At 65.5% G+C, this 25,949-nt stretch carries 26 protein-coding genes; 12 read left to right on the forward strand and 14 right to left on the reverse strand.

Annotation, left to right across the window (positions count from 1 at the left end; genetic code table 11):
* Positions 1 to 292: 292 nt before the first annotated feature.
* Positions 293 to 694 carry a hypothetical protein gene (locus KV110_RS14795; RefSeq protein WP_218476682.1) on the reverse strand — a complete coding sequence of 134 codons (402 nt, stop codon included), beginning with the start codon at positions 692 to 694 and terminating at the stop codon, positions 293 to 295.
* Positions 695 to 1,037: 343 nt separating this feature from the next.
* Between KV110_RS14795 and KV110_RS14800 the strand changes: the two genes are divergently transcribed.
* From KV110_RS14800 to KV110_RS14820, 5 genes are all read left to right on the forward strand, one after another.
* A complete protein-coding gene (locus tag KV110_RS14800) occupies positions 1,038 to 1,607 on the forward strand; it encodes a hemerythrin domain-containing protein (RefSeq protein ID WP_246634540.1) in 570 nt (189 codons plus the stop codon).
* Between the two features lie 567 nt (positions 1,608 to 2,174).
* A complete protein-coding gene (locus KV110_RS14805; protein WP_218476683.1) occupies positions 2,175 to 3,206 on the forward strand; it encodes an MvdC/MvdD family ATP grasp protein in 1,032 nt (343 codons plus the stop codon).
* Positions 3,207 to 3,473: 267 nt separating this feature from the next.
* A complete protein-coding gene (locus tag KV110_RS14810; RefSeq protein WP_246634541.1) occupies positions 3,474 to 4,034 on the forward strand; it encodes a superoxide dismutase family protein in 561 nt (186 codons plus the stop codon).
* Positions 4,035 to 4,140: 106 nt separating this feature from the next.
* Positions 4,141 to 5,358, forward strand: coding sequence for a hypothetical protein (locus tag KV110_RS14815; RefSeq protein WP_218476684.1), 1,218 nt, complete (start codon positions 4,141 to 4,143; stop codon positions 5,356 to 5,358).
* Between the two features lie 429 nt (positions 5,359 to 5,787).
* Positions 5,788 to 6,249: an HD domain-containing protein gene (locus tag KV110_RS14820; RefSeq protein ID WP_246634732.1), complete on the forward strand. Its 462-nt coding sequence runs from the start codon at positions 5,788 to 5,790 to the stop codon at positions 6,247 to 6,249.
* Between the two features lie 42 nt (positions 6,250 to 6,291).
* On the opposite strand, the gene KV110_RS14825 is transcribed toward KV110_RS14820, so the two are convergent.
* On the reverse strand, positions 6,292 to 6,786 hold the full coding sequence (locus KV110_RS14825) for a hypothetical protein (protein ID WP_246634542.1): 495 nt from the start codon (positions 6,784 to 6,786) through the stop codon (positions 6,292 to 6,294).
* 114 nt (positions 6,787 to 6,900) lie between these two features.
* Here KV110_RS14825 and KV110_RS14830 point away from each other — a divergent pair, with 114 nt between their 5' ends.
* The gene (locus KV110_RS14830) at positions 6,901 to 7,734 is read left to right on the forward strand and encodes an alpha/beta fold hydrolase (RefSeq protein WP_218476686.1); all 834 of its coding nucleotides are present in this window, start codon (positions 6,901 to 6,903) and stop codon (positions 7,732 to 7,734) included.
* An 86-nt stretch (positions 7,735 to 7,820) separates the two neighbouring features.
* Here the strand turns inward: KV110_RS14830 and KV110_RS14835 are convergent, their stop codons facing one another.
* Together KV110_RS14835 and KV110_RS14840 are read right to left on the reverse strand one after the other, a co-directional pair.
* Positions 7,821 to 8,801: an aldo/keto reductase gene (locus KV110_RS14835; RefSeq protein ID WP_218476687.1), complete on the reverse strand. Its 981-nt coding sequence runs from the start codon at positions 8,799 to 8,801 to the stop codon at positions 7,821 to 7,823.
* Positions 8,801 to 9,691 (reverse strand): EamA family transporter, encoded by an 891-nt coding sequence (locus tag KV110_RS14840; RefSeq protein ID WP_218476688.1) that lies wholly within the window; start codon positions 9,689 to 9,691, stop codon positions 8,801 to 8,803. Before KV110_RS14840 ends, KV110_RS14835 begins: the two co-directional genes overlap by 1 nt.
* Before the next feature lie 63 nt (positions 9,692 to 9,754).
* Here KV110_RS14840 and KV110_RS14845 point away from each other — a divergent pair, with 63 nt between their 5' ends.
* Positions 9,755 to 10,261: an Lrp/AsnC family transcriptional regulator gene (locus KV110_RS14845; protein WP_246634543.1), complete on the forward strand. Its 507-nt coding sequence runs from the start codon at positions 9,755 to 9,757 to the stop codon at positions 10,259 to 10,261.
* A 70-nt stretch (positions 10,262 to 10,331) separates the two neighbouring features.
* Positions 10,332 to 10,970, forward strand: coding sequence for a hypothetical protein (locus KV110_RS14850; protein ID WP_218476690.1), 639 nt, complete (start codon positions 10,332 to 10,334; stop codon positions 10,968 to 10,970).
* A gap of 2 nt (positions 10,971 to 10,972) precedes the next feature.
* Here KV110_RS14850 and KV110_RS14855 read toward each other — a convergent pair whose 3' ends face one another.
* Both KV110_RS14855 and KV110_RS14860 read right to left on the reverse strand, forming a co-directional pair.
* Positions 10,973 to 11,776, reverse strand: coding sequence for a MerR family transcriptional regulator (locus KV110_RS14855; protein ID WP_218476692.1), 804 nt, complete (start codon positions 11,774 to 11,776; stop codon positions 10,973 to 10,975).
* Positions 11,770 to 12,651, reverse strand: a complete 882-nt coding sequence (locus tag KV110_RS14860) for an alpha/beta fold hydrolase (protein ID WP_218476694.1) — start codon at positions 12,649 to 12,651, stop codon at positions 11,770 to 11,772. Before KV110_RS14860 ends, KV110_RS14855 begins: the two co-directional genes overlap by 7 nt.
* 257 nt (positions 12,652 to 12,908) lie before the next feature.
* Here KV110_RS14860 and KV110_RS14865 point away from each other — a divergent pair, with 257 nt between their 5' ends.
* Complete coding sequence (locus KV110_RS14865) at positions 12,909 to 14,039, forward strand: lipase family protein (RefSeq protein WP_218476696.1); 1,131 nt, start codon at positions 12,909 to 12,911, stop codon at positions 14,037 to 14,039.
* Positions 14,040 to 14,079: 40 nt separating this feature from the next.
* Here the strand turns inward: KV110_RS14865 and KV110_RS14870 are convergent, their stop codons facing one another.
* Together KV110_RS14870 and KV110_RS14875 are read right to left on the reverse strand one after the other, a co-directional pair.
* The gene (locus KV110_RS14870; protein ID WP_423710166.1) at positions 14,080 to 15,468 is read right to left on the reverse strand and encodes an MFS transporter; all 1,389 of its coding nucleotides are present in this window, start codon (positions 15,466 to 15,468) and stop codon (positions 14,080 to 14,082) included.
* A gap of 120 nt (positions 15,469 to 15,588) precedes the next feature.
* Entirely contained in the window at positions 15,589 to 16,386 is a 798-nt protein-coding gene (locus tag KV110_RS14875) for a hypothetical protein (protein ID WP_218476698.1), read from the reverse strand.
* Between the two features lie 291 nt (positions 16,387 to 16,677).
* On the opposite strand from KV110_RS14875, the gene KV110_RS14880 reads away from it, so the two are divergent.
* Positions 16,678 to 17,952 (forward strand): alpha/beta fold hydrolase, encoded by a 1,275-nt coding sequence (locus KV110_RS14880; protein ID WP_218476700.1) that lies wholly within the window; start codon positions 16,678 to 16,680, stop codon positions 17,950 to 17,952.
* 17 nt (positions 17,953 to 17,969) lie between these two features.
* Here the strand turns inward: KV110_RS14880 and KV110_RS14885 are convergent, their stop codons facing one another.
* The 5 genes from KV110_RS14885 to KV110_RS14905 all read right to left on the reverse strand — a co-directional run bounded on the left by KV110_RS14885 (position 17,970) and on the right by KV110_RS14905 (position 23,498).
* On the reverse strand, positions 17,970 to 19,127 hold the full coding sequence (locus KV110_RS14885; protein WP_218476701.1) for an LLM class flavin-dependent oxidoreductase: 1,158 nt from the start codon (positions 19,125 to 19,127) through the stop codon (positions 17,970 to 17,972).
* A gap of 443 nt (positions 19,128 to 19,570) precedes the next feature.
* Entirely contained in the window at positions 19,571 to 21,127 is a 1,557-nt protein-coding gene (locus tag KV110_RS14890) for an FAD-dependent monooxygenase (RefSeq protein WP_246634544.1), read from the reverse strand.
* Positions 21,128 to 21,302: 175 nt separating this feature from the next.
* A complete protein-coding gene (locus KV110_RS14895) occupies positions 21,303 to 22,331 on the reverse strand; it encodes an alpha/beta fold hydrolase (protein ID WP_218476703.1) in 1,029 nt (342 codons plus the stop codon).
* Positions 22,332 to 22,358: 27 nt separating this feature from the next.
* Positions 22,359 to 22,847, reverse strand: coding sequence for a DinB family protein (locus KV110_RS14900; RefSeq protein ID WP_218476704.1), 489 nt, complete (start codon positions 22,845 to 22,847; stop codon positions 22,359 to 22,361).
* A gap of 24 nt (positions 22,848 to 22,871) precedes the next feature.
* On the reverse strand, positions 22,872 to 23,498 hold the full coding sequence (locus KV110_RS14905) for an SAM-dependent methyltransferase (protein WP_218476705.1): 627 nt from the start codon (positions 23,496 to 23,498) through the stop codon (positions 22,872 to 22,874).
* Positions 23,499 to 23,585: 87 nt separating this feature from the next.
* Here KV110_RS14905 and KV110_RS14910 point away from each other — a divergent pair, with 87 nt between their 5' ends.
* Positions 23,586 to 24,170, forward strand: a complete 585-nt coding sequence (locus KV110_RS14910; RefSeq protein WP_246634545.1) for a helix-turn-helix domain-containing protein — start codon at positions 23,586 to 23,588, stop codon at positions 24,168 to 24,170.
* Between the two features lie 343 nt (positions 24,171 to 24,513).
* Here KV110_RS14910 and KV110_RS14915 read toward each other — a convergent pair whose 3' ends face one another.
* Entirely contained in the window at positions 24,514 to 25,158 is a 645-nt protein-coding gene (locus KV110_RS14915) for a dihydrofolate reductase family protein (protein ID WP_218476707.1), read from the reverse strand.
* Between the two features lie 106 nt (positions 25,159 to 25,264).
* Here KV110_RS14915 and KV110_RS14920 point away from each other — a divergent pair, with 106 nt between their 5' ends.
* Entirely contained in the window at positions 25,265 to 25,906 is a 642-nt protein-coding gene (locus KV110_RS14920) for a TetR/AcrR family transcriptional regulator (RefSeq protein WP_218476708.1), read from the forward strand.
* Positions 25,907 to 25,949: the final 43 nt, after the last annotated feature.

Consider the following 25,949-nt stretch of genomic DNA (forward strand, 5'->3'; position numbering starts at 1 on the left):
GGTTTAGCTCGCCGCACAAAGCCCACGGCCCGACTACCTCGCCCCCCGCTCGTCCGCGCGGGCACCGCAGGCGCCGCAGCCGCACCGGCCTCCCGCGGAGGGACGCTTTCCTCCACGCGTCCAGGATACGACCGGACTCCGTGCGCATCGGCGCATTACTCGCACACCGCGACCTTCACCGCAGTTCGGGTTGTCGGTGATACGGCGTATTGGGCGCGGTTCGGCGGGTGGTGGCTGTGTCGCGGGGTCCGGAGAGGACCCCGCGACCAGTTGTCCTGCGGTCCGGCATTTGTCAGGCGTCGAGGGCTGCGGTGATCTTGTGGGCCATTGCGGTCACGGCGGGGTTGGGCTGGTTCTTGGCGGTTCCGGCGGCGGCTTGGATCGCGACCAGGACGGTGGCGCGGAAGTTGTCGGCCTCGACCGGATGCTGCGTGCCGAGCAGACGCATGGCCGCGGTCAGGGCGGGCAGGACGTGGTCGGCGAGTTCGGGCACGGATTTGCCGGGCAGGTGGATGTCTTTGGTCTTGGCGGCCAGTACGTGTCCGACCAGTCCGGTTGCCGAGGTCAGGGCGATGGAGCCGTGGGTGATGGCTTTGTGTGGGGCGCCGGCGGCGCTCATCAGCGAGACGGCGCCGTAGGCGGCGGTGCGCAGGGTGGCCTTGTCCTGGTCGGTCAGGGTGATGGTGATCGACATGTCGTGTACTCCTCGGAATCGGTTGTGGCAGTGACGGGAACCGTTGTGGGTGCCGGTCGCTGTGTTCGATGTACACACTTTCGCCGGGCTGGCTGACACCGTGCTGACACACACCTGACCCGCCACTGACACCACTCGACCATCAACGCACCAGCAATCCCGCTGCCGATCGGTCGGACCGCAACCCAGGATTCCCGACAAATTGACACCCATGGACGGTGCAGCGGACGCGGCCAGCAAGGGCGGTGCGTTATCGTCGATCCAAGGGACATGCCAGTTGCCCCAACGGGCAGTCTGTCTTGGCGTCCAGTACTGACCTGAAGTGCGGCATCAGGGAGGAATTGTGGACATTACCGAGCTGATCCTCGACGACCACCGTGAGCAGCGGCGGCTGTTCGCGATCCTGGAGCAGATCGATCGCGCGGATACCGCCGTGCTTTCCGCGATCTGGGACAGGCTGGCGGCCTTCCTCGAGCTACACGCGCTGGCGGAGGAGGAGATCTTCTACCCCGTCCTGCTGCAGGCGGGTATCGAGGCCCGCCGCGCGGCCCGGGTGGAGGACGAGACCCTCGACGCCATCCACGACCACAACGAGATCAGGGACGCGATCGCCGAGGTGGCGCGCCATAAGGTCGGCACCGATGACTGGTACGCCGCTGTCGCAGCGGCAAACTTGGCCAACAGCGACCACATGGCCGAGGAAGAACGCGAGGGCCTAACCGACTTCCGCCGCCTGGCCGGGCTCTCGCAACGTCACCAGCTGGCCGTCGCCTTCGCCGCCTACGAGGCGCGAAACTACGCCGGCGTAGAGCCCGTAGACAAGGACCCCGTCGACTACGTCCGCACGGCAGAAAAGAAGCTGGGAACCGCCACGACCGGATCGCTCAGCGTCGGCAGCTTGAAGCGGAACTGACTCGGCCGCAGCAGTCGGTAACCAAAAGCGCCAGCACGCAAGGCCTCTCGCCGTGCCTCACGGTCGACCGCCGGGCCGCATGTTTCGGGTTCGTTGAGCGGAACGCTGTCTGGTCGAGGGCGTTGGCAGCTACGACACTTTGTTCATCAGAGTTTCAAGGCTGTGAAGCCGAACAGGAGGACAGCATGCAATCTACTCGTGGGAACTCGGTTGCGACGGTAGCGAGGGAGCAGGCTCCGCTGACAGCGGAGGTGTATGGAGCTGAGCGAAAGCAAGCGGGTCTCGGCGTGGCGGCCCGACCAACAGGGGCAACCTTTGGCTCGCTTGTGGCGACTCCGCCGAAGCATCCAGCCATTGACCTCTCCGCACTGGAGCCAGCGCCGTTCGAAGAGCTGCTGCAAACAGTTCGAGAGTGGGTCGCGACGCCGACCGAAAATAGAGGTGAGCCGGACCGGAAACTCATGGCCTGCGCCACCTACTACCAGACCTACGTTTGGACCGGCACGACCTTGGATCCATGGGGCGCCGACTGTGACTGATTCATAATTGCCGCGGGAAGGCGCTGAGATGATTCTGATCATCAGTGATCGAAGGGACATCCACGCATATTTCGTCGTCGTTGAACTGGAGAAACTGGGCATCGAATACGGGTTTCTCAACGGCGCGGACTTTCCAACAAGTATGACCATGTCGCAGTCGATTGGAGAAGGTGCAGATCTTTGCACCTTCTCCCTCGAAGACGGCTCGGTTGCGAAAAGTTCCGAGGTGCACGCGGTCTGGTACCGCAAGCCGGGCCTGCCCCGCCTCCATCCTGAGACTGGACCGCACGAACGAGAGTTTGCTTTCGGTGAATCTCGCGAGGGTCTGCGCGGGCTCTATGATGCACTTCGGCACGCGTATTGGATCAGTCCGCTGGACAATATCAACAAGGCGTCGAACAAGCTACGTCAGTTGCGCACGGCCGCTCGCTTGGGCTTCAACGTTCCCAGGACTGTTTACACAAATGATCCGACAACCGCGCGTGCGTTCATATCGAATATTGCGGGAGGTGTCATCTATAAGCCGGTGGGTGATGGGGCGCTGTTCGAGCGGGCGGGCAGGTGGGATCCAGGGACAGTCGTCGGCGAGATATATGCGTCACTGCTCGATCAGTCGACCATCGAAGCAGGTATTTCCCGGTTCTCGGCGTGCCCGGCACTGTTTCAAGAGTACATCGAGAAAGACGTCGAGCTTCGCGTAACTGTTGTAGGCCGATCGGTCTTCGCGGCTGAATTGGATTCGCAATCACACCAGGACGCATCCGTCGACTGGAGACGTGGAGATGTGCTCGCCATAGAACATCGCGTGCACGAACTTCCCATCGAGGTGCGCCAAAAATGTGTGAGCCTGGTCGAGGAGCTAGATCTGGAGTTCGGCGCCATCGATATGATCAAATGCAAAGATGGACGCTATGTATTTCTGGAAATAAATCCCAACGGCCAGTACCTGTGGATCGAAGATATGACCGGGCTCAAAATCAGCAGAGCGATTGCTGAGCAACTCCAGCGTGGCCACGAGGAGGCAATTCGTCGCGGTCGTGCGTGCCAGGTTCCGTGTTAGTTGCTGGTCCGCGGGGACCTCGCGTCGGCGGCGGGACGGTGTTGGTGGCGGGACGGTGTTGGTGGCCTGCCTACATCGTCCCGTCGGCGTTGGGCCAAGGACACGCGCGCAGGCCAGGGTACCAGCCGAGAGCGGGTTCGCGACCAAATCCCCACTCGCGCAACGCCTATCGCAGGGGCCCGCTCCAGCAGGGGCTGCAGGTCTCCGGCGTTGAATTCCCCACATGACGCATTGACGTGGTTTGTGACCTCGGCGGAGCCTGGTCGCATGAATTGCAAGCCATTTTTCCTCGGCGCCATTGCCGCCGTTCTCCTGTTTCCCGCAGCACCAGCGAGCGCTGGTGGACCCATCGTTTCCGCAGGGACCTTCGCGCCCTGGCGGGACGGTGCCGTCGCCGTCACGTACGACGAGACGCTCGCCCCCGCTGGCAGCCGTGCCATGATCGTCGCCGTCAATGACGACAAGAAGACCACGGCCGTCCTGACCGTCGCCGGACTCCTCCCGAACCGCGTCTACGGCTCACACGCGCACCTGAAGGCCTGTGGCCCGAAACCAGCCGACTCCGGCTTCCACTACCAGAACGTGGAAGACCCCAACGCCAAGGACAAGATGTCCATGGACGCGAGATATGCCAACCCGCAAAACGAGCTCTGGCTCGACTTCACCACCGACGAGCGCGGCAGGGCCACCCAGGTCTCCACCGTCGAGTGGATCTTCCGCAAGGGCCAACCCGGCTCGATCGTCCTGCACGAGAAGAAGACCGACACCACAGACGGTAACGCCGGCATGGCAGGCGCCAGGGTCGCCTGCCTGAGCGTCCCGCGCTAGTTCCTCCCTGGGTCGTCGCGCAATTGCGTTGCCGCCCACGGTGTTCGGTTGCAGACCCTATTCCTGGCGGCTGGCGTGCATGCCGTCCGGCGCATAGCCTCGGTGAGTGGATCGCGACCTTTTCGCCGAACGGCTCGCGGCCGCGGCTGCGGCCGCCTTGGAATTCGCCCGGAACAGGGCGATCGAGGAGCTACCGGCATCGCTGCTGTTCCGAGTCCGGCTGAATCAGTCTTACGATGGGAATCCGGCGCAACCGGGCGAGGTCAGATTTCCCGAGGACAGCTCCTACCACCGCGCTACGGCGTTGCGCCGATGCGACTTCGAGACCGCGGTCAGCGCATTGTGGCGTGATGGTCGCGTACCCGAGTGGGTGAACGTATCGGTCGCCGCCGTATTCGGCGGGTCGACGATCGTCAAGCTCGTATGCTGTGGCCGCTTCACCGCCGAAGAGAACAGGCTTTATGACGGCGACGGTATCGCACCGTTCCATGCGCCCGGGCTTTCCCCGCCCGGGATAGGGCTGCCCATGGCCTTCGACGGCCCCCGAGTCAGCATTCACACCGAAGTCGAATGCTGGGACCGCGACGATCTCGCCATGCTGACCGCGGCACCGGAGCGAGTGCGCTCTCTGGAGATCATGACCGACGAGTTCGACCGCCGATCATTGTCGGCGATCCCCGACCTGCCGAATGTGGAGCTCATCAAACACCACGCGTGTACTACTGGCCTGGCTGCTTTCACCCGCTTTCCGAAACTACGGACATTGCAACTGCACCTGGCAGACTCCAGCGCTTTCCACGTCGGCGCCGAGGTCCGCCTCGATGCGCTCGAACATCTCTGGATTCGCAATCTGCCCGATCGCCAGTGGGCGCAGCCGGCCTTGCCCGCCAGTGTTCCCCATCTCATGTGGCTGGATCTCCAAGCCGACAATGCGTTGTGGTTGGACGGATGCTTCCCGCAGTCGTTCTGGTTCGTGACCCTCACCGCAACCAGGCTCGTCGGCTCGGTCCGGCTATCCGGCAGCGCCGATTATCTGATCGTCAGCCTCGCTGAGGGCACCGACCGAGACATCGTGACGCTACTCGAGGGAAACCCCCAGATCAGCTCGCTGTCCCTGCGAAACACGCCCGTCACCGATGCCGTCCTGTCGCACCTCGAGCGCCACCGGTTCAAGCACATCACCCTCGAGGACACCAACGTCACCGCTGCGGCCCTTGCCCGGTTCCAAGCCCGACACCCCGATACCCGCCTGCTACCGGCTCCCAATTCGGCACAGCCAAGCGACGTTTCACCGCCACCGGACGCAGTTGACCTCGACACCTGATCGACCACATCGCGCTCGCCACTCATCACGCCGACCTTCAGCAGAACCCACACATCCACCATGCCCTCGAGGTGCGCTCGTCGCGCTGTGCCGAAAGCTGTTGCTGCAGAGGGGATGGTGCGATCGGCAAAGGTGCGCCGTGTTACGCGGCGTCGATCGAGGGTGATCTGTTCACCGCCGTAGTCGATTTCGATGATGCCGACGATCTGCGCGCGGTGTTCGGGGGCTGGCGAGTCCACATTCGAGCCCGTCAGCGGCGCACGGTGCCCGACCCCGTAGCAGGCTACTGTGGCTGCCGTGTCCTCGTTAGTGCTGCAGCGAGCTCTGACTGATCGAGCTGATCCTGATCTTCGGCGGCTGCCGGGACGGGTGGAGCTCCTGCTTCGAAGTGTGGATGCTCCGCCCAGGCTTGGGGCGCATTTGCGGGTTGTGCACGATGTGGCCTGCGAGTTGGTCGCCTGGGTCCGAACCAACTATGCGGCGGTGGCGGTCAACCCGGACGCGGTGCTGTTCGGGGCGGCGACACACGATATCGGCAAGGTCATCCATCCAGAAGAGTTGTCCGCGCCGGGGTCAGCACATGAGCAGGACGGATACCGCCTTCTGCTCGAGCATGGTGTCGGCGCGGAACTCGCCAGGTTCGCGCGAACCCACGCGTCCTGGTCCGAGGTCGGCGTCGGCGTGGACGATCTGCTGGTCAGCCTTGCTGACAAGATCTGGAAGGGTAAGCGAGTTCCCGAACTCGAGCAGCTGATCGTGCAACGTCTCGCCGCCGCCGACGGCAGCGAGCCGTGGCAGGCATTCATGGTCCTGGACGACGAGCTCACCCGCATCGCCGCGGCTGCCGACCGGCGGCTCGCCTTCCAAGCCAACTACCCGACCACTACCTGACCAACCCAGATCAGGCCAGGCGCAACACCATTGACGCTGTTCTCAGCCGAGCGTGAACGTCGCGCGGCCCGCCATGTGCTCCAACTCCAGGGGCTGCGGGTGGCTCATGTCGAGCGTCACGATCCAAGCTTCCACCCGGCCTGCGCCCGGCGCCGTGCCGAAGCCGGTGATCACGCCGTCCGGCGCGTCGATGACGCCGTTCCCGTCGACGCGGTGCATCTGTCCGTCGCTGTATCCGGAATCCAGGTTCCGGAAGCGCACCGCGACTCGATAAGGCTCGCACGACTGCCCGGTCTGGGTGATCTTCACTCGAACACCGAATGAACCGGACTGCGGCTGGGGCACGGTCTCGCCGTTGATGATCGCCGCGCAGTTACCACCCGGGACCCGCGACAGGGTGGGGGTGAACTGAACGACCGGATCGGAGGGGATGGCGCTGGCGGGTCCGGCGAACCCGACCACCGCAGCCGCGATCGTCGTGGCGATCGCACCGGCCCGAACCGGGAACTGTTGTACGGAACCACTTTTCAGACTCATGGCCGGTCTATCGGACTGAACTCGAGCGGCGTTACCGATGCGATGGCAGGAATGTACCCAAGGATGTCTTTCTGGACTCTCGGCAATGAGATCGGCTCCCGGCACAGTGGTCGGATGAGTGAAACCACTGAAGCGCTGAGGACTTCGGTTCAGGTCGACGGTGAGATGGCCAGTTACCTGACCGTAGAACAGGATGGCCCCACCGTTTTGCTGCTGCACGGCACCTATTGGAGCCGGGTATGGCTTCCCGTGCTCGACCACCTCGCAGCGGCGGGTCTTCGCCCTATAGCGGTCGATTTCCCCGGGCTGGGGCGCTCGGGCGGCGAGCTCACTCCGGAGACGGCCACGGTCCCGGCTCTCGCGGAGTGGGTACGGCGATTCGCTTCCGCGTTGCGGATCTCTGGGCCGATCGCCGTGGCAGGTCATGACATCGGCGGCGCCGTCGCCCAGCATCTGCTGGCCCACGATCGGCTGGATGTGTCCCGGCTGGCCCTGGTCAACTCCGTCGCCTACGACTCCTGGCCGTCGCCCCACGTGGCGCGGTTCCGAGACCCGGACCTCATCGCGGCGACCACCCCCGACGACCTACTCGCCGCCCGGCGGCAGGCCGTGACAACGGATCTGGCCGGTGCCGCTACCGAACAGCGAATCGCTGACTATCTGGATCCGTGGACCGACCCGAGGGTCCGCCGCTCCTGGCTGGCCATGGTGCGGGCGGCCGACAGTCGCTACACCCTTGATCTCGTTCCCGCGCTGCGGCGGTCCACGGCACCCAAGTTGCTGGTCTGGGGTGCGGACGACGCCTTCGAAAAGGTGGAGTACGCCGAGAAGTTCGTCACCGAGATCCCGCGAGCCAGGCTGCACCGTATCCCGCAAGCAGCGCACATCCCCACCGAGAACGCCCCCGGCCAGGTCGCTCGCGCCCTCATCGATTTCTGCACGACGTAGCGTCAAACCCGAGCACCGAAGGCGCGGTGCGACTGAAGGATTGGGTGGACCGAATCTCCTACGCGGGTGTTCTGCGCCGGGACTTTTTACTGGTGCCCGAGCACGGCATGCGGCCGGTACGGCGCCTGCAGCGTGGCCACCTCGTCCTCGCTCAGTCGTATTCGCACTGCGGCGACCGCGTCCTCCAGGTGTTTGGTCTTGGTCGCTCCGATGATCGGCGCGGTTACCCCGGGCTGGCCGAGTAGCCAAGCCAGCGCGATCTGGGCCGGCGGCAGATCACGCTCGGCGGCGACTGTGCGCACCGCGTCGACAACGTCGAAGTCGTCGTCGGTGTACATGGCGTCCGCGATGGGGTCGGAACCGGAACGCACGGTGGTCTGTTCTCCACCACGTTCGCGGGAGCCGGTCAGCAGTCCGCGTCCCAGCGGGCTCCACGGAATGATGCCGACACCCTGGTCGAGGCAGAGTGGGATCATCTCCCGTTCCTCCTCGCGGTAGGCGAGGTTGTAATGGTTCTGCATGGAGACGAACTTGGTCCAGCCGTGTGTCTCGGCGACGTGCTGTGCCTTGGCGAACTGCCAGGCGAACATGCTCGACGCGCCGATGTATCTGGCCTTTCCGGCCGAGACCACGTCGTTGAGCGCGTTCATCGTCTCCTCGATCGGAGTCTCGTAGTCCCAGCGGTGGATTTGGTACAGGTCGACGTGGTCGACACCCAGCCGGTCGAGCGAGGCGTCGATGGCGGCCATGATGTGCTTGCGGGACAAGCCCTTGTCGTTCGGGCCGGACCCGGTCGGGAAGTAGACCTTGGTGGCCAGCACGTAGTCGTCACGGCGGGGAAACAGCTTGGCGAGCAACCGCCCGGTGATCAACTCGCTGATCCCGTCGGAGTACATGTCCGCGGTGTCGAAGAATGTCACCCCCGACTCGACGGCCTGCCGGACAATCGGCTCCGCGGCCTCCTCGCCGAGCATCCACTCCCGCGAGTCTGGACTGCCATAGCTCATCATGCCGAGGCAGATCCGGGATACGGTGAGACCGGACATGCCCAACCGGATGTATTCCATCAGTTCTCCTTGCTTTCCTGTATTTCCTGGTGGACCAAGACGCCCCCGGCGATCAACGCGATGCCGAGCAGTTCCTGAACGGTGGGGACCTGGGTGAGCACCACGATCCCGATCACCGTCGCGACCGCGGGCAGGATGCTCAGCATCAGTGCGAAGGTGTCCCGGCGTAACCGGGCCATGGCGAGTTGGTCGGTCACGTAGGGGATGACCGACGAGCAGATGGCCACGCCCACTCCGGCCAGCAGCGTCGCCGGGCTGGTAAAGGCCGGGACCGCGGCGCCGAGGCAGAACGGTGTCGCGACCACCGCGGCGATCAGCATCGCGGCACCGAGTTGGTCGATTCCGGAGAGCCCGCCGCCGGTGTTGGCGATCCGGTGGCCGAGGACCACATAGAGCATGAACAGTGCGCAGTTGACGAACGCGAAGACGAACCCGAGCGGCTCACCGGCCAGTCGGATATCGACCAACGCGACCACCCCGCCCACGGCGAGCACGAGGGCGATCACGTTGCGGCGGTTCCGCACACCGATCGCGGCGAGCACGATCGTGCCGAGGAATTCGATCGCCCCGACGGTGGCCAGCGGGAGCCGCGCGATGGCCAGGTAGAACGTCGCGTTCATGGCAGCGAGCACCACACCGAGCCCGAGCAGCACCCACCGCTGCTCTGGTGTGCGGCCTCGGAACAGTCGCCACGGGCCGCGCCACGCCGCGAATATTATTGCGGCACAGGCGATCCGCAGCCATGCCACGCCGAGCACGTCCACGCGGGCGAACAGCAACACGGCGAAGGCCGGACCCAAGTAGTGGAAGATCGCGCTGATGCCGAAGTACGCCGGTGCGGGCACCCGCGGCGCCGTTCGCCGTGGAGCGATCCCGGACGGTGTAGTCATGCGGAGTATCTTCCAAAGAAATACGCGCAGCCGGAATGGCACTATCCAGGAAGATGGCGTGAGTTGTCTGGAAAATTAAGGTCAAATGGCCAAGATTCCTTCACCGACCGATCGCGGCTGCTGGACGAGGTGAATGTGCGGCTGCTCAACGAGCTGCACGAGAATCCGCGGCTGTCCATGTCCGAACTCGCTCGCCGAGTCGGCATGTCGGCACCGGCGGTCACCGAGCGGGTGCAGCGACTGGAGCAGAGCGGTGTGATCACCGGCTTTCGGATGGAGGTCGACCCGGCCGCCTTCGGCATGCCCGTGACCGCGCTGGTCCGCATCCGCCCCGGCCCTGGCCAACTCCCCAAAATCGTTGCAGCGGCACAGGACACACCACAGGTGGTCGAGTGCTACCGCATCACCGGCGAGGACTGCTTCCTACTCAAGGTGCACGGTCCGTCGATCGCTCAGCTCGAGGAGGTGCTCGACGGATTCCTCATGTTCGGCCAAACCACCACCTCGATCGTCGTGTCCGAACCGGTACCCCGGCGACCCCTACCCGTTCCCGCCCCCAACAAGCGATAGCTCGCGCTGGCGACCGCATCTTGTTCTCTTGCCGGACGCGGGGATACACGATCCGGGACAATCGCGTGCTATGAGCCAGGACTGGTCGAATGTCGCGGTTGCCGCGATGACTGTTGCGGGGACACTTGGCGGCGCGGTCGTGACACAGATCTTCGCAATCCGCGGTAAGCGGATCGACGCACGGCTGCAGCGTGCGCTGCGTACCGACGAGCTTCGGGAGCTTGCCCGCAAAGAGGCTACAGATGAGAAGCGCTCTGCGTATGCCGATCTGAACTCGGCAGCCCACTACTTCCGGACCGCTGCTCGGCGGTATCTCGCGGAAAGAAGGGGCACTGAGTCAGATCGGGAAAGGTTCGAAGCTGCCTGGGAGAAGCTTCGCGACAGCTACTCGCGTGCCCAAATGGTCTTGTCCGATCCGGCTCTTGCCGTCGCGTCCGAGGTCAGCCGGTGCATGGATGTAGGCCGCCAAGCGGTCCTCGATGTCGATCCATCCGAACCAGCGCAAGTCACTGCGGTTGATCATTATTTGGCAGAGACACTGGGTTATGCGGTCCGGCTGCTACGCCGCGCGCTTCGCGATGATCTCGGCATCGAGACGCCTTCTGGGGCCGAACTTCTCGACAACCGCCGCGCTGCCCTCCGGAACAGGCGTCGCCAGTTCGTAAGCAACGCACAGCAACCTCCGCTGCCGTTGCCGCACCATCCCTAGCCCTACTGCCCTGGTCTTCGGGTTTCGGTCGCAATACCTGGCGGGTGCACGCGCTCGAGGTTGGTCCAGCCGTGCCAGCCTCGCTGGGTCAGGAGTTCGATCAGGCGGCGGGTTGGTGGGGCGGTGTCGAGAGCCAGCGTGTCGAGTAGTGCGATCAATGTTGGTTCGATGTTGCCGCTGACGTAGTCCTCGCCCTGGTCGTCGGCGAGCTGGGTGAGGTAGGTGGCTAGCTTGTCGACCAGCTCGGTGAGCATTGAGTCGTTGTCGGTCTGGTCGAGGGCCCGGCTGAGGGTGAGGTAGAAGTCGATGAGTTGGGGGTGGGTGATTTGGTGCCGCTTGCGGGTGATCAACTCCGGGACTCGTTCGGGGGTGTATGCGGCCAGTGGGATCCAGCCGTCGCGTTCGACCTGGACGATTCGTTCGTCGACGCCGAGTGCCCGTAATTGGTCGAGGAACTCGACTACCTCCGGTGGCAGCGCCAGATTGTCGCCTGCGGCGAGGCGGGCGATCTGCTGGCGGTGCCGCTGCCGCTGGCGGATTTCCGCCCGTAGCCGCTTATCGATTTCGGCGACCGCCGCGGCGAACTCCTCGGTGTCGGCTCGGAGTAGTTCGCGTACGCGCGCTAGCGGGACTCCGGCCTGGGCGAGGGTCCGGATCTTTATCAACTCGACCACGGCACCGGCGTCGTATCTGCGATAGCCGGAGTGGTCCCGTTCCGGCTCCGGCAATAGCCCTGTGGCGTGGTAGTGCCGCACCGCGCGCACGGTTACTCCGGCGTACGACGCCAGCTCGCCGATGGTCAGCATCGGTCCAGTCTCCCGGACCTGGGAGCGGCTCGAGAACTCGGCTGGCCCGCCGGAGTTTGCACATCGCGGACGAGCTGGGCGATTGCCGGGGCGTGGGTGACGACCAGCGCGTGCGTGGCATCGAGCCAGGAGGTGGCGATGTGTGGCCGCTCGCGGACGAGCCGTTCGATGCCGGCCCGCCAGAGCCGATTGTGCCGCGGTGCACGCCCTTCGACGCTGTCCCCGGCCATCGTGGTCGCCACGATCAGGCGGATGGGACAGTCGATCTTGCGGTACCGGTCGATGATTCCGGACCCGACCACATCGATCTCGAGATCGATTCCGGACCGGATCACATCCAGCTCGAGATTGAGGTCGAGGATTTGCTGTGGTGTGAGCAGCACCTGACGCGGGGTGCCCCGAACGGTCTCCTGCCATGTCGCCAGGTTCTCCCACATTGCACGGAACTCCGGTAGGTCAGCCTCGGTGATGAACGGTGCGGGCACCGGGACCGCCCCGTCGATCACAATGAGCTCGCCAACGGTGTGGGGATACTCGGCGGCATAGTGCACGATCAGGTCCGCGCCGTACGAGTGGCCGGCGAGTATCGGTGCCGTGGGCAGGCCGCGGCGGGCCAGCTCCGCCATCACGGCGACGAGATCGCCGAGGAAGGCATCGAAGGAGTACCGGTCGGCAGCCGAGGAAAGGCCGTGGCCGCGCAGGTCGAAGGTCACCACGTCGAAGTCGCGCCGTAACAGCTCGATGAGTTCGTGCAGTTCGGTTCGAGTGGAAGTCAGACCGGGGCACAGGACCAACGGTCGCCCTTCGCCGCCGCGAGAAATGGGGATCGTGACACCATCGTGGCGGACCGTGAATTGCTCGGCTTTCGTAGTCATGCCCACATGCTGAAGGGTTGACCCTGCGTCAGGGTCAACTGTCGGCCTCCGCGGTCAGCGCCAAGCCGTTGGAAGGGACTCGAACCTGGGGCCAGTCGCCACTTTTCGCGCTCGAGCGATCCCGCCGAATGTAATGGCCCCAGGTCTTGGGGCTTTGCGACAGCCACTCCCGCTGGCAAAGTCGAAAATCATGATTTTCGGATTTGTTGGGATGGCTTTATGAAGCACTTCAAACGGGTATATGGGCAGGGACCTCGATGATTCGTACCCTGGTCCGGCTATTGCTCGTAGTCGGTATCGCCTCGTGCCTGCTGTCGGTAGCATGGCCGGTGGCGACCGCGGTGCCGGGTGAACTTGTTGACACGCAACGCTTTCCGGTCGGGTGGGGCGATGGCTACATCATCACCTACCGCACCGAAGGCTCTGACGGTGCGCCGACGCTCGCCCGTGGACTGCTGATGCTGCCGGAAGGGCCTGCGCCCGCGGGTGGCTGGCCGATGATCTCCTTCGATCACGGGGCCGGGGGGCTCGGTCCGACCTGTGGTGCATCGTCCTCGGCCACCCTGCCGGTGGACGTGCCGTACTTCCGCAGACTCAATGACTTCGGCTACGCGGTCGTTTCCACCGACTACCTCGGGATGAGCCCGGTCACCGATCAGGTGCACCCGTATCTGAACTCGCGTACCGAGGCCACCGCCACCATTGATATCGTCCGCGCCGCAAGGCAATTCACCGACACGGTGTCGAACAGCTGGGCGGTGTTCGGGGTGTCGCAGGGCGGCCATGCCGCGCTGGCGACCGCCCGTCTGGCATCGACGTACGCGCCCGAACTCGACTACCGCGGCGCGGCGGCATTGGCGCCAGGTTCTCAGCTCGAGTACTTGTTTCCGCTTGCCGGACCGCACATCCCGCGTTCACCGCTGCTGGACAATTCGATAGCGGGCGCGGCGGTTCTCGTCAGTGCCTTCCTGGCCGGAATGTGGGCCACCGATCCGAGTTTCGACCTGACCCCGTATTTGACACCGGTGGGCCGTCAGGTGCTGAGTGAGCTGAGAACCGCATGCCAGGACCGGTGGCCGACGGTTATCGGTGGGCGCGGGCTCGGCGAGTTGCTGGCGCGTCCGCTGTTCGACGAAGCCGCCAGGCAGGCGATCGGCAGATACGTCGCGATACCGGCCGATGGATATCGCCAGCCGATCTTTCTCGCTCAGGGCACCCGCGACACCGCGGTGCCGCCGATGCTGACACAGGCGTTGGCATTCGAATTCGACCTCGCCGGAACGGAATACGAGTACCGCGCCTTCGACACCGATCACCAGGGGATCATGGGTCCCGGGTTCGACGCCGGGGTGGAATTCCTGCGCCGGGTACTGCCGACCGGGCGGTAGCGGTCGGCAGTACGGGTTGTGGCAGTGCGGCATCGGATCGTTAGGCCGCCGCAGCGGTTTCCCGTTCCGCCGGGGTCGGCCATCGGCGGTGTTCGGCGTCGATGACATAGACGTGGGTGTGCCGGTAGTGGCGCTCATCCACGCGGTCGGCGTCGGACAGGCGGGCCGGGTCGAGGGTGTCGACGACATGCAGGTGAGTCAGCTGCTCCGGGTCGTGGCGAGGCCACATCCGCAGTGCCACAGTGATTCCCGCCCCCGCGAACGCCGCCAGCGTTATCCAGGTGGTGGTGAGACCGGCGGCGGTGGTCAGCCATCCGGCGATCGGATAGGTGATCAACCAAGCCAGGTGTGACAGCGAGAACTGCGCGGCGAAGAGTGCGGGACGGTCGGCGGGTTGCGAGGAGCGGCGCAACACCTGACCGGTCGGCGTCAGCACCGCCGCGGTGCCCGAACCGATGATGGCCCACACCGCGATCGCGGCGCCCCAGCGCCAGTCGCCGCCATCGGCAACCGAGAGCGCGATGCCCGAGCCGAGTCCGACGATCAGTGTGGTCGCGCCCGCGACCATCACCGGCCGGGCACCGACGCGATCGAGGACCCGGGGCAGGGCAAGCGCGACGATCATGGTGCCGAACCCGTTGGCGGCCAGCAGCATTGCCACGCCGGACTGGGTGCCGCCGAGGGTATCGCGCACGTAGTTGACCGTATTGACCATGATCACCGATCCGGCGGCGGCGACCACGAGATTCAATCCGAGCAGGCCGCGCAGTCGCGGTGTCGCGGCGAAGATCCGCATGCCCACCGAGATCCGTTCCCGGAAGGATCCCTGAGTAGCGGCACCCGCGTTCGGGATGCGGGTGATGATAACCAAGGCGGCCGAGACGGCGAATCCGATTGCGGTGCCGACGAAAAGCCAATGGAAGCTGATCACCGCAAGCGCTGCCGCGGCGAGCATCGGGCTCAGCAGAGTTTCCATCGTAGCGGCCAATTGCGCCGCCGAAAGTGCTCGGGTGTACTCGCGCTCATCGGGCAGGATGTCGGGGATGATCGCCTGGTAGGTGGGAGTGAAAGCGGCCGAGGCGGTTTGCAGCACCGCGATCAGCAGGTAGATCTGCCACACCTGGTCGATGAGGGGTAGCGCCAGCACCACGGCGGCGCGAATCACGTTGAGCAGTACCAGGAATGGCCTACGGGGAAGTCGGTCGGCATAGGCCCCCACGATCGGCGCGACCGTCACGTAGACTAGCATTTTGATGGTCAGCGCGGTGCCGAGGACCGCGGCCGCGGCGCTCCCGGCGAGTTCGTAGGCGAGCAGCCCCAGCGCGACGGTGGTCAGTCCGGTGCCGAACAGAGCCGACACCTGGGCGATGAACAGTCGAAGGTAGTCACGGTGGTTGAACAGGGTGGCGAACATGGGGATGGAACGCATCGGAAACACTTCCTCGGTACGGGTGGTGGCGGGTCACGGGTGCTGGGACAGTGGCATGCGCACATAGGGACTCCTCTCCGAAAGGTGGCGAGCATGCGCCCGCTCAACAGGTTTCGCTGATCAGGCGTTGACGGTGGGCAGGGTGAAGGCGACGGTGCGGACGACGTCACCGTGCTTGAAATCCAAGAACAGCCGGTAGGTTCCGGGCCCGGGCACGGCCGTATGGAAGGTGACGTCAGGACCGGGCGCGGTCACCCCGTCGCCGGGTTCGCCGTTCGGGTGGACGTGGACGTAGGCCAGATCGCCCGCACGGAGGATCACCAAGTGGCCGTAGGCCGCCAGGTACGGCTGCAGGTCGGTGACCGGTGCGCCGTCCTTGCCAACGGTGAGCGTGAGCAATCGACCCTCGCCCGGGACCAGTTCGCCGTCGAAGGTCACTTCGTATCCGTCCACGAGCGCGATGCGCGCGGCGTGCGGGGTGGGGCGCGGCTCGTATCGGCCTGCTACGGCGAGATCCGCGCCGAGGGTAATGGTCTTGCCGAGGGCGCGAGGGGCGATATCGGTGAAGACGCGATACGCGCCCGCGACAGGGAGATTCAAGCGCACGACCCAGGTGCCGTCCGCGTCGAGCTGCGGGTGCACGTGCCAGAAGCCGGTCAGTTCGCGCTGCACCACGATCAGATGTAGCTCGCGATCGTGGATGGCGGTGTAGTCGGTGACCGGCTTGTCGTCCGGCCCGAGGATCCGGAACCGGAAGTCGATCTCACCTGGCTCGGTGATCGGCTCCGTGAGCTGCAAGGTGTAGCCGTCCTGGGTGATCAGGAGCCCGCCCGGCAGTCCACCGCCGTGCCCGGCATGGGCAGTGGGAGCCGCGTGTGCGGTGTGGTCGTGGTGATTGGTGTGGGTCTGCGTGGTCATTGTCGCGGCCTTTCCGATCATGTTCTTTCTACGCTCAGAAACATATACCCCCTAGGGGTATGCGCCAAGCAGATGTGGCGCGCCTCACCTGACGCCTGAATGAAGACTGTTGTCGCTGGGGTGACCGACATCCCGTGCCGCAGCCGCGGACGACCGACTGGGGTGAAAATGTTTGCGGCTGAGTGTTATTGCTTGCCGGTGCGCGGCAGTATGGAAGGCGGGCTACACCTGGGGGTTGCCATGAACCACAAATCGCCGGGACGGAAAAGGCTGGGTCGGTATGCGCTGAGCATGCTGGCAGCGGTCGTGGCGATACTTCTCGGCTGGGGTGCTGCGGTGGCCGCATTCTTCGGGGCAGGCTTTGTGAGTGCCGCGATACCGGTTCTTTTGGGGGCGGCGGTGTTCGGCTGCTTTGTCGTCTTTTGGGTGATGGTCCGGCTGATCGCGGGGTTCATGCGCTTTCCCCGCGCACGGTGGGTGGCCACGGGCGCTGCTGCCGTTGGTACTGCGGCGTTGCTGCTTGTCGCGTCGTTCACCGTTCTTCGTCCGCTGCCAAGTACGCCGGAGGCGCGACGGTCGATGGAGCCGCCGGCTCAGACCCAATACTGGACGCTGGCAACGGGGTCGACGGTTGCGGTGCTCGAGATTCCGACCGGTGGCCCGCCGCGCTCGGTCCCGATCGTCGTCGTCGGGGGCGGTCCGGGGGAGGGGAATGTCGCGGACCGGTCCCTCACCGGATTCTTCGAGCGGTTCGCGGCGCTCGGCTACGACGTCTATTTCTACGATCAAGTCGGCAGCGGCTTGTCCGAACGATTGAGCAACCCAGCGGAATACACCGTCGCCCGACATGTCGCCGACCTCGAGGAACTTCGGCAACGCATTGCCACCGACCGCATGATCCTGCTGGGTTCGTCGTGGGGCGGCAGCCTGGTGGCGAGCTATATGGCACGCCATCCAGCTCGGGTCGATCGTGCGATCTTCACCTCGCCAGCCCCGATCGACTATGCGCAGTGGCGCGATGTCGATACCGGGTCGCCGTCGTCACGGCTACCACCGCAACGGCGACAGGAAGCCGACGCCCTGCTGCCCGGTTCGCCGCGGTTCATCCTCTGGTATCTCCTCGGCGGCATCAACCCACGGGCCGCATACAATCTCATCTCGGACCGAGAGGCCGACAGCTACTTCTCCACCTATCTGCACCTAGTTGCTCCCGCCATGGTCTGCGACCCGGCGAACGTGCCGACCGACTCCACGACCGGGTACGGCTTCTACGACAACGTTTTCACCGTCCGCGACGCCCGATCCGGCGAACAGGCCCAAGTCCGCGAGGCCCTCACCCACGACCCGACACCGTCGCTGATCCTCACCGGCCCATGCAATTACGTTCCATGGGAGGTGACCCGCCAATATCGGACCACCTTGTCCAATTCGACTCTGGTGTGCCTGCCGAATTCGGGTCACGTCATCTATCTCGACCAGCCGACACCGTACTTCGACACCATCCGCTCATTCCTACTGGACCAACCGCTCCCCATCCCACCGTGGACTTCCACTCAGCCCTGCTGAACAAGGCGGCCAGCAGCTCAGCTGTCGGACACCGTGGTTCGGCGCCGCAATCGTGCCGCGAGCCACAGCACGACGCCGTAACCGAAGGCCGCGTCGGCGGTGGATACGAGGGCGGCGGTGGGGAAGACGATGGCGTGCCGCAATCCTGCGTCGGCGAGAGTGCGAATGCGGGCCAAAATCTCTGGGGGAGTGCCGATTACGAGCCAGTGGTGGAGCACCTCGTCCGGGACTTCCGCGATTGCCTCCTGCACCTCGGTCTTGGTGAGCTGGTGCGGCATCAGATCGATCAGGCCGCGGAAGCCCTCTCCGAAGGGATGTTTCGCACCGTAGCGCACCCATACCGCGTCCGGTGCGAGCAAACCCAGGTAGCGCACGGCTGGGGCGCGCAGCAGTCGTCGGAGCCCGGCATGCGTGCGCGCGGTGAGCATTTGGATCATCTGGGCGGGGACGATCGCCTCGGGGTCGCGTCCGGCGGTGCGGGCGGATGCGTGGACCAGCTTCAGTCGTCGCTCGTACTCCTGCGGCGACATCGTCTCCCACGGATACCAGCCGTCGGCGTATCGCCCCGTCAGTTCGAGCATCCGGGGTCCGTGCGCACCGATCCAAAGCTGCGGCATCCGGTCCGCCGGTGCCGCCAAATCCATTGGTGCCCGGTCGATTCGGTAATATCGTCCGGAGTAGTCGAGGTATTCCGCCGCGGACAGTGACGCGCGAATCACCTGTAGTGCCTCCTCGAGCCGATCAACCGGCCGATTCCAGGTGAATCCGTACGGATCGAGGTTCTCGCGTTCGCCGGACCCGATCCCCAGGATGGGCGGCACCTTCGTCATATGTGCCAGCGTGAGGAACGTCTGCGCCAACAGCACCGGATGTCTGCGATGCGGATCGGTCACCCCGACCCCCAACTGCACACGCCCCGCCCCGGCGGCCAGATGTGCCAGCAGCGGCGCATAATCGAACTGCTCGTCCGGACTGCGAACCGTTTTCGCCTGCGGGGTGAAATCGGTGTCCCACATGGCCCGCGGAAACACACTGATCAAATGATCCGGCGCCAGTACCGAATCCAGCCGGCCCAGCCGAGCCATCCGCACCACGAAGCGCGCAGCGCCCAGCGGCGGATTGACCCCGGTGAGCGTGCCCACTGCGAACGACCGCGAATCGCGCGAGTCCGACACCGTGGTCTCCTTTCGACCGGCATGCCCGCATCGGGCACCCCACCGATTATCCCGTCGGCCCCCGCGTGCGTCCGGTGATTCCACCGGGCCGACCACATGCGCGGAACCTGTTGCGCGCGACTACGAGCCGAGCGGGGGTGCGCACGCGGTTTTCCACCTGCTCCGAGTTTTGTCTGATCGCAGCCGCCGCGGCTTGGCGCGTCTGCCGGATCATCGGTGTCGACGGATTCGACTCGAAACTCCGGTCCGGCGGACTGGCAACGTAAACGCTGCGGCGGAGGTGAACTCGATCACCAGGTGCAGGCCGATTCAGAGTCGCGCGGGGTGCTGTGCAGCACCCCGCGCGACTCTGGGGCTCATCTATCAAGGACTAGCGCAGTGAGCTGAACGTGAGCGTGTCGATCGCGGCAGCGGCAGGACCACGTTCGCTCGGAACAGGCTGGTCAATCTACTGGCGGCACTGTCGTTTCCAGCGGGGCGCCGAACCAGCGGGAGAGTGCTTCGCGCAGGGCGGGTGCGGCGGTGTCGATGGGTTGGTCGATGGTTGCGGCCCAGGCGATGTGGGCGTCCGGGCGGATCAGGAGGAGGTCGGCTGGTCGATGATCGGTTTTGGCCGTGTGGATCTCGATGCGAGGCTGCCAGTCTCGGGCGATCTCGCGCAGGTCTGGGCGGTCGGCGAGGTCGAGGAGGATGGGCCGTGCGGTGTGCATGAGTTCCGCGACGCTGGTGATGCCCTGGTCGGTGTGCAGGGTGGGGTCGGGTACGAAGGTGCCCGCCAAGGGATGGTGGTCGGAGCCGGGCATCGGGTAACGGATGTCGGTGGCACCGACCAGGGCTCCCATGCGACGCAAGGCCGGCTCGTCGCCGAGCAGTTCCTGGAAGACTTCCCGAAGTGCTTCGGCGGCGGGGTCCTGTCCGCGCCGCAGTGCCACCTGGGCTCGGGTCTGTAGCCGTGCGCGTGCGCCGGCGAAGTGGCGTTCCTCGTGATAGGTGTCGAGCAAACCCTCCGGTGCCCAGCCGTGGATGTCGGCGCCGAGTTTCCAGGCTAGGTTGACCGTGTCGGTCATGCCGACGTTGAGCGCGGTGCCGGTGGCGGGGAACAGGTGGGCCGCGTCACCGGCCAGCATGATCCGCCCGTCACGGTAGCGTTCGGCCTGCCGATCCTTGAAGGTGTAGCGCGTCAGCCGAGTAGGTTCTCCCAAGGGAAGATTCGCGCCGAGGACGCGGCGAGCACTGTCCGCGAGCTCGGTCAGGGTCAGCGGCTCGTCGTCGTCGTATTCGGTGGACTCGTCTTCGGTGGTTTGCAGGAACATCACCCCGGAGTTGACCGCGAACGCGAACACACCGCGCTCTGTTCGCGTGAAACCGGAATGGATCGTTCCCAGGCCGGGGACGTCGATATCCCCGTTGTCGAGCACGGTCACCGAATCATGCACGGTGACTTGCGCAAGCCTGTTGACCTCCGGATATGTGGTGCCGGAGAACGCGATTCCGGCCAGGTCACGAATTCGGCTGCGCCCGCCGTCGCAGCCGACCAGGTATCGGGCGGTCACCCGGTACGAGCCGTCCGGGCCGCGCACGTCCGCGGTCACCGTGGCATCGTCCTGGCTCACCCCGGTCACCTCGTGTCCGCGGCGGATGTCGGCGTCGAGTTCGCGCGCGTGTTCGCCGAGCAGTCGCTCGATTTCCAGCTGCGGGAGCGGCAACGCCCGCATCGGCGGATCTTCCAGGTGTGTGAAGTCCAAATAAATATTGCCGAACGGGAATCGAGGAGCCAGGTGGGGGTCGCTGCTGGCCGCCTCGAATCGGTCCAGCAGGCCTCGGTAGCGCAGCAAGTCCAGGATCCGCCCGCCGAGGCCGCTGGCCTTCGGGGTGTCTCGGGGCTGCGGCTGGCGCTCGAGTACCAGCGTCTGCACCCCCGCCAGGCGCAGCTCACCGGCCAGCATCAGACCGGACGGGCCTGCGCCCACGATGATCACGTCGGTGTCAGTTACTCGCAATTCGGTACTCCCATTTCCACAGGTTCTAGCTTCAGCCGGGCAATTCTGCGGCACGGCCCGGGTCTTGCCGCAAGCCCCCCGGTGCGCTATAAGTTGAGAGTGGAGAGGAGTAAAGTGCTCTCCTTTCACTTATGGTTCGTTATCCACCGTCTGGGCCGCGTCCCTGGGAGCGGGGTCATCCATCGAGGAAGTGCAGCAGCTCCGCAGTGACGAACTCGGGGTTCTCCTCGACGAGCCAGTGGCCCGCATTCGGCACGTCCACCGCGCGCACGATGTTGGTCATGCGCGGGGCGGCGGTGGCCCGCACCGGGTCGAGCTGGCCCTGGGCGGTCATGAGCAAGGTTGGAACAGATGTCGGTGCTGCTGCGACGGTGTCGCCGACGTCCTTGTCGAGGGCGCGGTAGAGCTCGAAGCCGCCCGACAGGACCTCTGGCCGTCGGTAGGTCCGTGCGTACTCGTCGATCTCGGCGTCGGTGAACGGAGATCGATCCGAGGTGCCACCAAAAGCGGTCCCGCCGAACGAGACTTGGGGATAGAACAGCGCCAGGTACTCGCGGACGTCGTCGCTGACCACGGTCTCCGGGACTCGGCGTTGGGAGTGGAAAGCGATGTGCCAGCTCATCGAGCGGTAGGTGGACGCGTCGATCGCGGGCCCTGGTAGCGGCAGGTCGAGGTAGCCGAGGCGGGCGGTGTCGGCGGGGAATTGGCTGGCGTACTGGAAGGCCACCGCGGCGCCGAAGTCGTGCCCGATGACGCGGGCGTCGCGCACCCCGAGCCGATCGGCGATCAGGGTGTGCACATACCGCGCCAGCGTGGCTTTGTCGTAGCCGGTCGGCGAACCGGTGCTGTCGCCGAGGCCGGGAAGATCGATGGCGTAGACGGTGTGGTTCCGCACGAGCTCCGGCATGATCGGCCACCAGCCGAACCAGGTCTGCGGCCAGCCGTGTATCAGCACGACCGGCGGGCCACTGCCGCCGGTCACATAGTGCATCCGGACGCCGTCGACGTCGGCGAACTCGTGCCGGAAGGTGTTCTCGAACTGCGGGTCGCCCTGGGTAGCGGCCGCGTACGGGAGAACGTCGTCGGCGGCCGGGGTGGCGCAAGCCGCGGTGCCGATGGTGAGTAGGACGGTGAGCGCGGCGGTTGCCAGCGTCCGCGCGGATCGGCGGGAGCGGCGCGACAGCGGCCGTGGTGCGGTGATCATTCGTTCCTGTCCTGGGAGGTGTTGGAGTCAGCGCCCGGTCGCGCCATCGATCAGTTCGCGGAGGATGTCTGCGTGACCGGCGTGGCGGCCGGTCTCTTCGATCATGTGGGTGAGCGCCCAGCGAACGCTGGGAGCCGGGCGGTCCGGACGCGGGCGGGGGACCGGTGCGCCGAGGTCGGTGCACCCATCGAGGATGTGGTTCGCGCGCTCGACCGTCGTGCGGTAGCGGGCGACGACGTCGGCCACGCTGTCCGCCGGTGCGGCCTGGAACGTCGCCTGCCAGTTGGTGACTCTGTCCCCGAGGAATGTCGAGCGCTCGACGAAGGTCAGGTGGTTGAGCAGGCCGAGCAGGTTCGTGCCCGACGGCACTCCGGCCGTTCGGACTTGTGGTTCGGGAGCATCGTCGACCTTCGCGACGATCGAATTCCGGAGGTAGTCGAGGAATCCGCGCAGGATTTCGGTCTCGCTGCTTCCGAGTCGAGGCGGTGGGATGTCGCGGCGGCGGGCGGTGGGCATGGAGTCTCCTTCGTCGGGAGCGGGTCAGGCGGTGCGGCGGATGAGCAGGACGTGATCGGTGACCTCGGCGGTCTGTCCGCCTGGGCCGGTCGCGATCCGGCGGGGCGCGTCAGCTCGCTCGACCTGCCATATCGCCGGGTCCAGGTCGATACCGGCGGCGACTTCGTGCGGGGTGGGGTACCGGACGTTCGGATCTTGGTCCCACGACCACGGTGCGGTGGAGCCGTGGTCGACGACCAGCAGTAGTCCGCCCGAGCGCAGTGCGTGCGCGGCCGTACGCAGGACGGTTGCTCGGTCCAGGTCGAACGAGGTGTGCAGGTAATGGGCGCAGATCAGGTCGAATTGGCCCCGCGGGAAGGACGTGCGCAGGTCATGCCGCTCGGCGACGACCCGGTCGGGCACGCCGCCGGAGCGGGCCAGGTCTGCGAGTCGCTCGACCGCCACGACCGAGATGTCGACGGCGGTGACGTGCCACCCCCGGCGGGCGAGCCACAGGGCGTCGCCACCATCGCCGCATCCAAGATCCAACACTCTGCCGGGCGGCAGGTCCGTGACCGTCTCGGTGAGACGGTCGTTCGGCTGCGGGTCGGTGGCGGCTGGGCGGGTCGCGTAGACGTCGTCCCAGAACGCGACCGCGTCGGTGGTACTCATCGAGGCTCCTTCTGTCGAGACATGTTCAGTCTCGCCAGGCTCGCCACGATTTGGCACGGAAACTTGCGGTTCTGGCAAGCTGGTCGCGTGGATCGCGAAACGGAAGACGTGCTCGACGTGGTGGGGCCGCGGCTGCGTGCGCTGCGTCGCGACCGCGGCATCACCCTCGCCGACCTCGCGGCGACGACCGGGGTATCGGAGAGCACGCTGTCCCGGCTGGAGAGCGGTCAGCGCCGGGCGACCCTCGAGTTGCTGCTGCCGCTGGCCCGCACCTACGACGTCCCCTTGGACGACCTCGTCGGTGCCCCGCGCACCGGCGACCCCCGGATCCATCTCAAGCCGATCCGGCGGTTCGGCATGATCTTCGTTCCGCTGTCCCGGCGACCGGGTGGGGTGCAGGCATTCAAAATGATCATCCCCGCTCGGCCGGAACCGCTGGAACCGACTCCGCAGACGCACGAAGGCTTCGAATGGTTGTACGTGCTCAACGGTCGCCTGCGGCTGGTGGTCGGCGAGCGTGACCTGACCTTGCCAGCCGGTGAAGCAGCCGAATTCGATACGTCCCTGCCGCATTGGCTGGGCAGCGCCGACGGCGGCGCGGTCGAACTTCTCATCCTGTTCGGCCTGCAAGGGGTGCGCTCGCACGTGCGCCCCGGCGCGGCGCCGCGGTGACGGAATGCGAAACAGGCGCCGCCAGCCTCAGCCAAGAGCCTCGTCGCCAGAGCTTCCCCGCGGGCAACGCGCTACTGTCCATCTCGAGCAACCATTTTCGGGCCTGACCGCACCCGTGGGGCGGCCTTCGCCGGTGCGCCCTCCCGTATTTGGCGGCCTGAGGAATTGCCCGATTACCTGAATCGCCTTCGAGCAATTCGGTTTTCAGCAGACTGGGCGTGGCCCGCAACGCCCGGCCACATAGCCCACATCGAGCAGCCTGAAAAGTGCTTATCCGCCCCCGAACGGTTCTTCGGCTGACCGCGGGCGCACCACGCCACCGGCGGCGATCCGCCGCCGAATGTCACCGCCGCCAGAAGAAGTGGTGTACCACGCCGCTCGGGCTCGGGATCTGCTCCAAATGGAAGCGGTCGACAAGTTCGTCGGGACTCGTCCACAATCTTTCGCCGCGACCGAGCTCGACCGGCGCGACGGCGATGTGCATCGTGTCGATCAGGTCGGCCTCGAGGAACTCCCGGACCGTGGCGACCCCGCCGCCGATGCGCACGTCCTTGCCGTCGGCGGCGTCGAATGCCCGCGCCAGCGCGTCCTTCGGCGACGCGTCGAGGAAATGAAACGTCGTGTCTCCCAAGGTAATCGAGGGCCGTTCATGATGTGTGAGGACGAAGACCGGTGTGTGGAACGGAGGTTCGTCGCCCCACCATCCTTGCCAGTCATAGTTCTGCCATGGACCCCGCTGCGGGCCGAATTTGTTGCGCCCCATGATTTCAGCGCCGATGTTGTTGGTGAAGTCGCGAGTGCAGTAGTCGTCGAGGCCGTAGGTTCCGCCGGGGTCGGTCCGGTTGGGCCAGTGGGCAGTAGCGCCCGCCCAGAAGAAGAGCGCACCCGGATCGGCATGGCCGAACGGGCGCTCGGGGCTTTGCCCCTCCCCGGCACCGTATCCATCGCTGGACACACTGAAGTTCTGAACGCGGACCAACTGTGTCATCGAGACTCCTTCTGGTTGCACTATGCAATCAGTTTGGCACCTTACCCAGACTGATCTCGTGGTGCAACCAGTCGTCTCGCCAGCGCGCTTGCGCAGCGTTACTTGGATGAGTAATTTGTTACTTGTGCGAGTAACAACGGAACCCGCGCCGCTGTCTCCGGCGGCCGAGGAGCGGCGCAGGCAGATCGTTGCCGCGACGATCGAGGTATTGGCCGAGTCCGGTTACGCACAAACATCATTCGCGAAGATCGCGAAGCACGCGGGCCTCAGCAGTACGAGGCTGATCTCCTATCACTTCAGCGGCAAGGAAGAGTTGATGCGGGCTGTCGTGGTGGCGGCGAAAGACGCTGCGGTGGAGTTCATTCGGCCGCGCGTTCTGGCCGCGCCCGGTCGTCGGGCATGGCTGGCGGCGTATATCGCCGCTAACATGGACTTCATGCGGGAGCGGACCGCTGTCCTGCGCGCCCTGATCGAGCTCAACAGCAACGCGCGGGCCGCCATCGGGGAACCATTCCTCGACGATACGGGCCTCGACTCGCCGCTGCCCCCGCTCGAGGAAGCCCTGCGTGACGGTCAGAGCGCCGGTGAGTTCAGGGATTTCGAGCCGCACGTGATGGCAGTGGCGCTGCGTGCCGCCATCGACACCATCGCGATCCGATACGCCGAAGATCCGGCGATCGATGTGGATTTCTATGCGGTCCAACTGGCAACGCTGTTCGACCGCGCGACCGCTGCCGAAAGTGATTGAAACACTCACTCATTCGATAACGATCCGAATATCGTCAACCGAA

Origin of the sequence: Nocardia iowensis, from assembly GCF_019222765.1 — a bacterium.
Taxonomy (GTDB): domain Bacteria; phylum Actinomycetota; class Actinomycetes; order Mycobacteriales; family Mycobacteriaceae; genus Nocardia; species Nocardia iowensis.